The sequence below is a fragment of the Sphingopyxis sp. Root154 genome (genome assembly GCF_001427105.1).
Taxonomy (GTDB): domain Bacteria; phylum Pseudomonadota; class Alphaproteobacteria; order Sphingomonadales; family Sphingomonadaceae; genus Sphingopyxis.
Genome location: NZ_LMGI01000001.1, coordinates 373,079 through 384,343, shown reverse-complemented (window position 1 = coordinate 384,343; position 11,265 = coordinate 373,079). Strand labels below are relative to the sequence as shown.

Here is an 11,265-nt window from a genome sequence, read left to right as displayed (position 1 = left end):
TGCCCATCGGTGTCCATTTGTCGTGCTGCGGCGTCTCGGCCAGACTTTGCGTCGATTGGTTCGCCGGTAGTGGCGGCGCTGGCGACCGGGCTTGTCGGCAAATGGGCACACCAGCGATCGCCTTAAGGCTCTATGGCGCGCTGGCGCCTTCCCAGCCACCGCCAAGCGCCTTGAACAGGTCGACACGGCGCGATGACAGTTGCTGCTGCGCGCTGGCCTGCGCCGAGCGGGCCGCGAGCAAATCGCCTTGCGCGGACAGTAAGTCGAGAAAGGACGCCGCGCCCGCGGCATAACGCTGCTTGGCGATATCGAAGGCGATCTGCGTACGCCGCAGCGCTTCGGCGAGGTTCGACAGGCGCGTCTGCGCCGCGGCCACCAGAGTCAGGGCCTGTTCGACTTCCTTCAGCGCCTGAAGGACGCGGCCGTCGAACTGCGCCAACGACGATTCGCCCTGAGCCTGGGCACCGCGCAGCCGCGCGCGCGCCACCGATGTGTTGGGAAAGCTCCACGAAATCAACGGCCCGAGCGAGAAGGAGAAGGCGTCGCCGCCTCGGACCGTGTCGTTTCGGAAGAAATTGCCCGAGCCGCCGAGGCTAATCCGGGGATAGAGATCGGCCGTCGCCACGCCGATCCGCGCAGTATCCGCCGCCAATTGTCTCTCGGCCTGCCGAAGGTCAGGACGGCGCCGGAGCAGCGCGGCCCCATCGCCGACCGCGATTGCGCCGAGGGGTTCGGGTATCACCGAACATGTGCGCGCGGCGGCAGGGACGTCCTGCGGTGTCCCCCCTGTCAGCGCCGCCAGTTCGAACAACGCCACCTGGCGCTGTGCTTCGAGCGGGGCGAGGCTTGCCCGCGCGCTCGCGCCCGCGGCGCCAGCGCGCTCGACCTCGAGCCGGCCCACCGAGCCGGCGCGTTCCTGCGCGCTGACGAGACGCAGGACATCGCCGCTGGTCTGGACCGATTCCTGCGCGATCGCGAGGGCATGCGCCGATGTGCAGACATCGAGATATGCCCGCGTCGTTTCGGCGACGATCGTGACGCGGACCGCGTCGCGCACCGCCTCCACCGCCTCGGTGTCGGCGCTGGCTGCATCGATCGTCCGTCCGACGCGGCCGAACAGATCGACCTCCCACGAAAGGGCGATCCCGCCGTTTTGCGACCATTGCGAACCGTCATTGGTTGCGCCTCCGCCCCCGGAATCCGGGCCATTGCCACGACTGAGTCCGCCCGACAGCGAGGTCGAGGGAAGGCGTCCCGCGCGCGCTTCGGTCATGACCGCTCGCGATTTGGCCAAATTCGCGGCCGCGGCGCGCAGGTCGGTATTGGCGATCAAGGCTTGCTCGATCAGCGCGTCCAAACCGGGATCGCGATAGAGCCGCCACCAGTCCTGCGCGGGTTGCGACGCCGCGTCGAAGCCGGGGGCGCGCGTGACGAAGGCGTCAGCGGCTGCGGCCGGGGGTTGCGGGGGAACATAGCGGGGGCCGACGGCACAGGACGCGGCGAACAGCGGCAAGGGCATCAGAAGCAATCGGCGCTTATGCATGGGCCATATCCCTTTCACCCGGCGATCGCGCCGGCGTCGTGCCGGACAAGCGGTGGTCGCCCGCGAGCAGCGTGTAGACCGTCGGCAAAACGAAGAGCGTGAACAGCGTCCCCACCAGAAGCCCGGTGACCACGACGATCCCGATTGCGAAGCGGCTGTTGGCACCCGCGCCTGCTGCGAAAAGCAAGGGTACGAGACCTGCGGCCATCGCGGCGGTGGTCATGAGGACGGGCCGCGCGCGCACGGCCGCCGCGTGCTTTATCGCTGCGGCACGATCCAGGCCCTCGCTCCGCTGCATGTCGTTGGCAAAGCTCACCATCAAGATGCCATGTTTGGAGATCAGGCCGATAAGCGTGACCAGGCCGATCTGGGTATAGATATTGATCGTGGTGAAGCCCAGATACAGCGGAACCAGCGCGCCGCACACGGCGAGCGGCACGGTCACGAGGATCACCAGCGGGTCGCGAAAACTTTCGAACTGGGCCGCCAGAACCAGAAAGATGACGATCATCGCAAGTCCGAAGGATATCGTAAGCCGGTCCCCCTCGGTTACATATTGCCGGCTGTCGGACAGCCAGTCGACGGTCGTGCCTGCCGGCAGAGGCTGACGGCCGAGAAAGTCGACGGCCTGGCCCATGGTGACGCCCGGCATGAGTACGGCCGAAAGCGTCGCCGAATTCATCTGGTTGAACTGGGGCAGCATGTTGGGCTGCGAGCGAAGGTCGATCCGCACCACGGTCGATAGCGGGACAAGTTTGCCCGACGCCGATTTGACGAAAAACTGCCCCAGGCTCTCGGGCGTCATACGCAGACCGCGCGGTACCTGCGCAATCACGTCGTAGGAGCGGTCGTGCCAATTGAAGCGGTTGACGTAATTTTCGCCGACGAGAATTGCCAACGTATCTGCGATCTCGCTCATCGAGACGCCGATCGCTCCCGCTTTGGCCCGGTCGATGCTGATCCGGGCTTCCGCGCTGTCAAAAGCGAGGTCGCCATCGACAAAAGCAAACAAGCCGCTTTGCCGCGCCGCGCCCTTGAGCGTCTCGAGACTCATGTAGATTTGCGAGAAATCATCGGCGGACCGAATGACTATCTGGAACGGAAGGCCGCCGCTGGCAGCGGGCAGCGGGCTGCCTTGAAAAGCAGTGACCGAGACGCCGGTTACCGCAGGAATCCGGCCCGACAGGTCGGCCTGGACGGCGTCCGCCGGACGATCGCGCTGCGACCAGTCCTTGAGCACGATCCCGCCGAAGCTGCCTGTTGGCCCGAATTCGCCGCCGAAGTTGAAAAAACTCGAGTCGAATTCGGGGAATTGGTGGAAGATGCGCTCGATCTCTGTGCTGAACCGCGCGGTATAGTCGACATTGGCATATTGCGGTGCCTTCGCGGAGACGAATATGACGCCCATATCTTCGCGCGGCGCGAGTTCGCTCTGCGACCCGCTGAACAGGACGAGGATCGCCCCGACCATCGCAGCGCCGACGATCAGCACCGCACTGCGAGCGGCGAGTGTCCGATCGAGCAGGCGCGCGTAGCGCGCCGTCAAATTGTGCATGTTGCGCTCTATCGCCCGCACCAGCCGTCCCTCGCCAAGTTTTGAGGTCAGCAGTTTTGCACTCATCATCGGCGAAAGGGTCAGCGCAACGGCGCCCGAGACGACGACAGAAGCGGCGAGCGTGAATGCAAATTCGCGGAACAGCGCTCCCGTCAGCCCGCCCATCAGGCCGATGGGAGCATATACGGCAGCGAGCGTGATCGTCATCGCGACGATCGGCGCGACGATCTCGCGCGCGCCGAGAAGTGCTGCGTCGAGCGGGGACCGGCCTTCCTCGATATGACGATGGATATTTTCGACGACGACGATCGCGTCATCGACGACCAGCCCGATGGCGAGCACCATGGCGAGCAGAGTCAGGAGATTGAGCGAGAAGCCGAACGCCATCATCAGCGCGGCGGCACCCAGCAGCGACAGCGGGATGGTAACCACCGGAATGATGACGGCTCTCAAGGAACCCAGAAAGAAGAAGATCACCACCACGACGATCAGGATCGCCTCGATCAGCGTCCTTTCCACTTCCGCGATCGAAGCATTGACGAACTGGGCAACGTCGAAATCGCTCAGCACTTTCAGACCTGGCGGCGCGACGCGCTGAAGATCGGGAAAGAGCGCCGTAATGTCGCGAACGATCTCAAGCGGGTTGCCGTCGGGGGTCGGCGAGATCGCAATAAACACGGCGCGACGTCCGCTCGACAGGGCCCCGCCGTCATAATTTTGCGCACCCAGTTCGACCGTTGCGACATCACCCAGGCGGACAATATTGCCGTTAGCGGTCTTCAGCACCATGTCCCGAAACGCCTCGACGTCGCGCAGATCGGTGTCGGCGGTGATGTTGATTGCTGTATTGGCGCCCTTGAGCTGGCCGGGCGATGCCTGGACGTTGTTGGCTCGCAGAGCTGCCGCGACATCGCTCGCCGACAGCCCTCGCGCCGCGAGTTGGACAGGGTCGACCCAGATGCGCATGGCGGGAGGCGCCCCGCCGATGATCTGCGCGGAGGCGACGCCTGGCACCGACGTGATCAGCGGTTGCGCGACGCGCGCCGCAAAATCGGCAATCTGCGGCGAGGACAAGCTGTCGCTGACAAAGGCCACGAACTGGATTGCCGAGGCCCCGTCGGTGATCTTGGTGATGACGGGATCGCTGACCCCGGCAGGAAGGCGGAATTTAACCTGCTGCACCTTCGCCAGTATCTCGGTCATCGACCGGTCGGCATCGGCGTTCAGCGTCAGCTTGGCGCTGATCCGGCTCTGACCCTGCGTCGAGGTCGAGGTGAGATATTCGATGCCGCTTGCGGTGGCGATCGCCTGGGCGATGGGGGTGGTGACAAATCCCTGCATCACGTCCTGCGTCGCACCCGGAAGCGCGGTCTGGATCGTGATCGTGGCGCTCTCCATCTTCGGATATTGCCGGATGGGCAGGTTCAGCGCGGCGATGGCGCCGATCAGGAGAATAAGCAGGCTCACGACCACCGCAAGGATCGGGCGACGAATGAAGATATCGGTGAAGCCCATGTCAGCGGCCCGATGCGGTCACGAAGCGCGTGACTTTGACCTCGCCGCCCGGCGGGACGCGAAGCTGGCCTTCGACGACGACGATATCCCCGGATTTCAGTCCGCTGGTGACGATGACCTGATTGCCGATGCGGCGTCCCGTCACGACCGGGACGATATGGGCCTTGCCGCCCTGACGCGGGGTTTTGCCGCGCACAACGACGATCGTGTTGCCTTGCGGCGACGTCTGGATGGCGGTCGCCGGGACCATCAGCGCGCCTGCCTGCGGCGGGAGCGCCAGCGCGGCGCTGACATACATGCCGGGCCGCAAGGCGCCGCCCGGATTGGCCATGACAGCCTGAACCGCAACATTGCGCGTGTCATTGTCGATCTGCGGTTCGATGGTCCGCACGCGCGCGGTGAAGACCCGGCCAGGATATCCGTCGCTTGTCACCGTCACGACCGCGCCTTTTCGCAGCCGGCTGATCTCCTGCTGCGGCAGCGCGAATTCGACGTTCAGGCGCGAGAGGTCGGTCAGCGTCGCGACCGCCGTGCCGGGGCTGAGATATTGGCCAAGGTTCACACGGCGAATGCCGATTTCTCCCGCAAAGGGCGCGCGGATGCGCTTCTGGCTCAACCGCGCGTCGAGCTGCCGCACCGCCGCGATGGCCTGGTCCCGGTCGGCGCGGCGCTGATCGAGCAACTCGCGCGGTTCTGCGCCGGTGGCCGCAAGCTGCTCCGATCGCGCGACCTGCACTCCGCCGAAGGCGGCGCGGATACGCGCTGCCTCGCGGTCGGCGCGCTCGGGGCCGTCGTCAAGCTGGACGAGGAGCGCGCCAGCGCCGACCTGGGCGCCGCCCTCGAAGCCGATCGCGGTGACGCGGCCGGGGACCTCCGACGACAGGCTGACTTCGCGAACCGCCGCCAGCGTGCCAATTGCTTCGAGCGACACCGGAACGTCCTGCGGCGCGACGCGCATGGCCGCCACCGCGGTTGCCTGTTGCTGCCAGGCGGGCGTTTGCGACATCCGGTAGGCGCGCCATAAAAAGAGACTGCCAAACATCAGCCCGAGGACAATGAGCGTTACCAGGATTGTCCGGCGCTGCCGCCAAGGCGCGCTGCTTCGCTCGATCGAACTCATATTGGTTCCTGTTCTGAAATCCCGCGCGCGAGCGCTGGCAGGCCATCGGAAGAGAAACGGACGGCCCGTCCTTCCTATCATCGGCTCCCCGGGGCGCGGACGGCGGTCCCGCCGCCGGAGCGGCGACGCGGGTCAGATATCGCTGGCCGGATCCGCCAGGCTCGGGCGCCGCTGATATTGCGCGATGATCGGCCCGATCATCGCGCGCGCGCCCGCCAGCATGTCGGGCGAAGCGCCTGCCACCGTGCCGGTTTGGAAGGGCGGGTGCGGGTCATATTCGATAGCGAACTCGGCGAGTTCGCCGGCGCCGCGTCCGAACGCATCCGCTGCGACGAGAAGCGCCACCTCGAAGCTGCCGATGCCGGGACCGGCGGTGTAGAGATTACCGTCCACCGCGGGGCCCGTGCCCGATGCCAGCACGGTCTCGGCGCCGAGATCCCGCAGCAGATCTTCAGCGGCGAAATTGCTCGCCACCGTCTTGCCCTCGATCAGGCCCGCCGCGCCGAGCAGCGCGACGCCGCTGCAAACGCCGATGACATAGCGCGCGCCCTCGGCGGCCTTTCTCGTAAATGCGATGACCTCGGGATCATTCTGGACTTCGGGCGGGTTCATCCCGACGGCGAACACGTCGAGGTCGGGGCAGGTGGCGAAAGTCGTGGTCGGCACCGTGGGCCAGGATCGGAATCCTTCGACCACCTCGCGGTCCTTCCAGATGAAATGGATCTCTGACCCCGGCATCATCGCCAGCACGGTCTGGATCCCGACGATGTCCATCGGGACGAAACCCGGGCCCACCAGGATTCCCACGCGGAAAGGCGGCACCCCCTCGGGCGCGAGAGCGGCAAGCATGCCGTCGTAGGATGTGATGCGTGTCTGATTATGGTCTTTGGTCATCGTGTGCCTCCATTGGATCGATTTAGTCTTAGCCTTATGCCGCGTTGTCCGTTAGGGCGTTGATCCCTCATTTTCAGACATAGGCTGAGTCGATGAGTCAGTGCGCCGCGATGCCGCGGCGGGCTTGGGCCGAGGGTTGGCTTCAGGGATAGACGATGCCTTCGAATATGTTCTTCTATGTGTGTTCGGGTCACCAATTGCTCGATATCGCAGGCCCCATGGCGGTCGTCGAGGCCGCGAACCGTCTGTCGCGGGAGAATCTCTATCACATGGCAATCCTGTCGAGCGCGGGCGGTCCGGTGCGCAGCAGCAGCCATATGCGGATCGAGACCGACAGCGCGGCCGGAGCCGGGGCGGATACGCTCGTCGTCGTCGGCGGCGAGGTCGAGCCGCTTGCGGAGCGCATCGACGTCGAGCAGGTGCAGCAGCTGGCGCAGGGATGCACGCGTCTGGCGAGTATCTGCACCGGGGCCTTTCTGCTCGCCGAGGCAGGTCTTCTCGACGAGCGACGCGCGACGACGCACTGGAGCTTCGCGCGGTTGCTCCAAACTCTCTATCCGCGCGTCCTCGTCGATGCCGACCTCATCTTCGTCAACGACGGACCGATCTGGACGTCGGCCGGGATGACCGCGGGCATCGATTTGATGCTCGCCCTGGTGGAGGCCGATCATGGCCATGAACTGGCAAAGGCCGTCTCGCGCGAGCTTGTCGTCTATCTGAGGCGACCCGGCGGGCAATCGCAATATGCCGCACCCGCGCAGCTCGAGCCCGAGACCGATCGCATCCGGCGGGCACTGTCCTTTGCGCGCGAGCATTTGTCGGAGGCCTTGCCGATCGAGCGTCTCGCGGAGGCGGCCAATCTGAGTGCGCGGCAGTTCGCCCGCTTGTTCCGGAAAGAAACCGGAGAGACGCCCGCCAAAGCCATCGAGCGCATGCGCGCCGAAGCGGCGCGGATCCGTCTGCGAACGGGGCTGGAATCGGTTGAAGCCGTCGCGTGCGCGGTCGGCTTCGAGGATCCCGAGCGGATGCGGCGCGCCTTCCATCGTAACTATGGAAATTCGCCGCAAGTGTTGCGCCGTCTGGACCGGGACATGGAAGTCGATGCCGAAGGGAGCATCCGCTGGCCGCCCAGCCGAAACCGGTGACCAATTCAAGCCCGCACCGACGATCAGTCGCCGCTGGCGGGGCATTGCGGGCCGGTCGCCAGAAGCGCTTGCTATCGATTAATCCATGCTGCGCGTCGCTTCGACCCGCCTCCGGCCTGCCGACGCTCCCCCCGCGACGCACGGAGCTCATGGCGCCCTCAATAAGGCCCATCATATCCCCGAAGGAACCCTCTCGCGGTGGCTTTGATGCCTCAGCTCAGAAACGCCCGATGAACGACAAATCGACGCTGCGCGGCGCGCCGATAAAGACGAGGCCCGATGCATAGCCCGACCAGTCGGCGTAGAAGGCGTCGGTCAGATTGCGACCGCGCAGCGTGAAGGTGCCGACGGACGAATTCCACGCGACCGATGCATCGACCGTTGTGAACGCGTTGACCTTCACGATATTGGCATTTTCGGTGAAGAAGCTGCCGTTATGCCGCAGGCTTCCCGTAAGCGTGATCGGCAGCGCCGCAGGCGAATAGCTCATAACAAGGTCGGCGACGCGTTTGGGGACATTTTGCGGACGGTTACCGGCGCGATCGGCGCCGCCGGCCTCGACCAGCTCTTTGAACCCGGCGTCGAGCAGCGTGCCGCTCGCGGTGACGCTGAGTTCGTCGGTCGGTTTCCAGGTCAGCGAAAGCTCCGCGCCCTTCGAGGCCAGTCGGCCGCCTTGCAGAACGACGGCGGGATTGGCGGGGTCGCGGGTGAGGATGTCGTCCTGCTCGATGTGAAAAGCAGACGCGGTCAGCTCGACCCGATCGTGCGCAAACGACGATTTGACCCCAGCCTCATAGGACTCGCCCTTGCTCAGCTTGAATTGCGCATTTGCGGCACTGAGGAACAACAGGCCGCTGATCGGCGTCACCGCCCGGTTATATTGCGCGAAAAGCTGCGTCTTGGGGGTGATGCTGTAGACGGTTCCGATGCGCCATGAGATCGGGTCATAATCCTGGCCATAGCTCTGCACGGCGCCGCTCGTCACGTTGAGCACGCGGCGGTCGAGCTTGATGTCGTCATAGCGCAGGCCGGCGACGAGGAGCCACGCGTCGGTCAGGTTGAGGGCATTTTCGGCGAAGAAGGCGCGCTGGTCGACGTCGGCGGTCACGTCCTGCCGCGTCGCGAAATTGGCGGGCGTATCGGCCGGGAAGCTTCCCCGCACCGGCGCGACCGGGCTCACCAACGGCGCGGTGCCGAAACGGCGCTCGGTGAAGAAGTCGGTATGGCCGATCTCGAAGCCTGCCGTGAAGCGGTTGCGCAGGCCGGCGATCCGGCCGTCGAACGCCAGATGAACCCGCTGGCTCCAGAACTGGTGATCATGCGTGATCAGCGTCGCGCCGCGATTGATCAGCCCGGTCGCGGCGCTGAAGCTATATTCGTCGGCGTCGCGATAAAAGCGATAGCCGTCATAATAGCTGCTGTCGCTCACGATGCGCAGCGTATCGGTCAGCGCATAGTCGAGCCGTGCGCGCAGCCAGGTCGAGTTCGAATAGTCATTGCCATCGGTCAGGTTGTAGTTGGTCCGCCGCATCGCCTTGTCGAGAACTAGCCCGGCGCTACCGGACACCGCCGAAGACGGGTCGCGCGCGGCCGCGCGTGTCACCACGGGCGTGCCATAATAAGCGGTCAGGAACTTGTCCTCGAAATAGTCGGCCGAGAGCGTAGCCGAGACCCGGTCGCTCGGCTTGAAGAGGAGCGAGCCCGACGCCGCGAAGGTGCGGCTGTCGGTGTCGTCGATCCAGCCTGACGAGCGCGACCAGGACGCGTTCGTCCGAACTGCAACCGTCTCGCCGAGCGGAAGGTTGATGTCGCCGGCAAGGCGCGCGGTATCGAAGCTGCCATAGCTCGCAAGGACTTCGCCGCTGGTATCGCCGAGCTTCGGACGGCGCGGAACGAAATTGATCGCGCCGGCTAGCGCACCGTCGCCCGACGTCACCGAGGCCGGCCCCTTGATCACTTCGATCCGCTCGAAAGCCCAGCTGTCCCAGTTGCGCAGGCCAACATCGCTGTTCGCCATCCGCACGCCGTCGTAGAGATAATTCACCGCGCGGTGGAAACCGCGCATCGAAACCGAGCCGATCGAGCCGGGAAGATTGCCCGAGGTGACGCCGGGCGCAGCATTCATCGCCTCGATCGTGCTGCGCACGCCCTGGAGCTGGAAATCCGCCTGCGTGACGACATCCACGATCGCCGGCGTCTCGCGGATGGTGAGGCCGAGACGCCCCGATACTTCGGTCTTGTCGTCAAGTTCGCGCTGGCCGGTGACGACGATCGTGTCACGTTCGCTTCCGTCGGCGGCTCCGTCCTCGGCGAAGGCGGGCGCGGCCACGAGGCTGGCGGCGATGGCGATAAGAGATGCTTTCACGATATACTCCCTGTTGAACGATATCTGGTGCGCGCCGCGTTGCGGCGGCGCCAGTGCAGAAATCCGGTGATGAAGAGCGCCAGCGGCACGAAGCCAAGGAGAAGGGCGAGGATGCGGCCCGCGAGGTTCCCGACCGATCCGTCGTGCAGCGCGCGGATCCATGTCGCGATGGTCGTGGACGTGTTGCCACGCCGCACATCATGGATGGCAAGGACGCGGCCCGTATATTGGTCGACATAAACGAAGCTGCTCGGGAAGCGCCGATGGGGATCGCCCGGAGCCTGGATTCGCATCCGGAACGGGTCGGTGCCGGCCGCGGGCACGTCGATAAAGGTGAGCGTGCCGCCCGGCATCGCGCGCCGCGCCGAGGCGAGCGCCTGCGCGATGGAAATCTGCTTCCCGGTCGCTGCCGCGGATTGTGGATCGGGCTGCTGGTCAGGCGCGCCCGCCACGGCGGTGAGCACATCGGTCTTTACGTCGGGCAGTGCGAGAAAGATGCCGGTGCCAACGAGCAGGAAGAGCACAGCCATGCTTCCCACGCCCGCGAGCTTGTGGAGATCGTAGAGCCGGCGCATCGACCCGGCGCCGCGCTTGAAGGCGAGGGCCTTGCGCCAGCTGCCACGCGGCCACCACGCAATGAGGCCGGTGACCAGAATGAAAAGAATGACGACCCCCGACCAGCCGGCGACCCGCCGTCCCGGCTCGGCCGCCAGCAGATTGGCATGGAGCTCGTAAATCCAGCTCATCGCATAGCCGCCCCATGGATCGATCCGGACGATCCGCGCGCCATCGGGCGAGAACCAGACCATCTCGCGTTCGGCATGATGATGGCCGGCGCCATGCGCGGGCGGATAATAGCGCGCGGCAATGTCGCCGCCCTGGCCGTCCGCTTCGAACGACCAGGCGCCGACGGGATCGCTCCAGCGTACCCGCCCCGTGGCGAGCGCGCGGTCCCATTTGGACGCCGACCAGTCGGGTGCCGGTGCTTCCGTTTCCACGACTTGCGCCGGATGGAGCGCCGCGTCGATCTCGATATAGAAGACGAGCGCCGACCCGGTTAGCCCGAGCAATGAAAAGAGCAAGCCAAGGCTGAGGCCCAGCCAGAGGTGCAGGCGCCGCAAGGTTGTT

General features: G+C 65.4%; 7 protein-coding genes. 1 reads left to right on the top strand and 6 read right to left on the bottom strand.

Translation table 11 applies throughout. The features are described from left to right. Nucleotides 1-130 precede the first annotated feature (130 nt). The 4 genes from ASD73_RS01655 to ASD73_RS01640 all read right to left on the bottom strand — a co-directional run bounded on the left by ASD73_RS01655 (nt 131) and on the right by ASD73_RS01640 (nt 6,627). Entirely contained in the window at nt 131-1,543 is a 1,413-nt protein-coding gene (locus tag ASD73_RS01655) for an efflux transporter outer membrane subunit (RefSeq protein ID WP_056369714.1), read from the bottom strand. After that, nucleotides 1,536-4,613 carry an efflux RND transporter permease subunit gene (locus tag ASD73_RS01650; RefSeq protein ID WP_056369716.1) on the bottom strand — a complete coding sequence of 1,026 codons (3,078 nt, stop codon included), beginning with the start codon at nt 4,611-4,613 and terminating at the stop codon, nt 1,536-1,538. The genes ASD73_RS01655 and ASD73_RS01650 overlap by 8 nt, the downstream gene beginning before the upstream one ends. 1 nt (nt 4,614) lies before the next feature. Then, nucleotides 4,615-5,733 (bottom strand): efflux RND transporter periplasmic adaptor subunit, encoded by a 1,119-nt coding sequence (locus ASD73_RS01645; RefSeq protein ID WP_056369718.1) that lies wholly within the window; start codon nt 5,731-5,733, stop codon nt 4,615-4,617. A gap of 132 nt (nt 5,734-5,865) precedes the next feature. Beyond that, nucleotides 5,866-6,627 carry a DJ-1/PfpI family protein gene (locus ASD73_RS01640; protein WP_056369720.1) on the bottom strand — a complete coding sequence of 254 codons (762 nt, stop codon included), beginning with the start codon at nt 6,625-6,627 and terminating at the stop codon, nt 5,866-5,868. Between the two features lie 155 nt (nt 6,628-6,782). On the opposite strand from ASD73_RS01640, the gene ASD73_RS01635 reads away from it, so the two are divergent. Continuing rightward, the gene (locus ASD73_RS01635; RefSeq protein WP_200934863.1) at nt 6,783-7,772 is read left to right on the top strand and encodes a GlxA family transcriptional regulator; all 990 of its coding nucleotides are present in this window, start codon (nt 6,783-6,785) and stop codon (nt 7,770-7,772) included. Between the two features lie 217 nt (nt 7,773-7,989). On the opposite strand, the gene ASD73_RS01630 is transcribed toward ASD73_RS01635, so the two are convergent. Further along, the gene (locus ASD73_RS01630; protein ID WP_200934862.1) at nt 7,990-10,137 is read right to left on the bottom strand and encodes a TonB-dependent receptor; all 2,148 of its coding nucleotides are present in this window, start codon (nt 10,135-10,137) and stop codon (nt 7,990-7,992) included. Then, a complete protein-coding gene (locus tag ASD73_RS01625) occupies nt 10,134-11,258 on the bottom strand; it encodes a PepSY-associated TM helix domain-containing protein (protein WP_056369724.1) in 1,125 nt (374 codons plus the stop codon). The genes ASD73_RS01630 and ASD73_RS01625 overlap by 4 nt, the downstream gene beginning before the upstream one ends. Between the last annotated feature and the right edge of the window lie 7 nt (nt 11,259-11,265).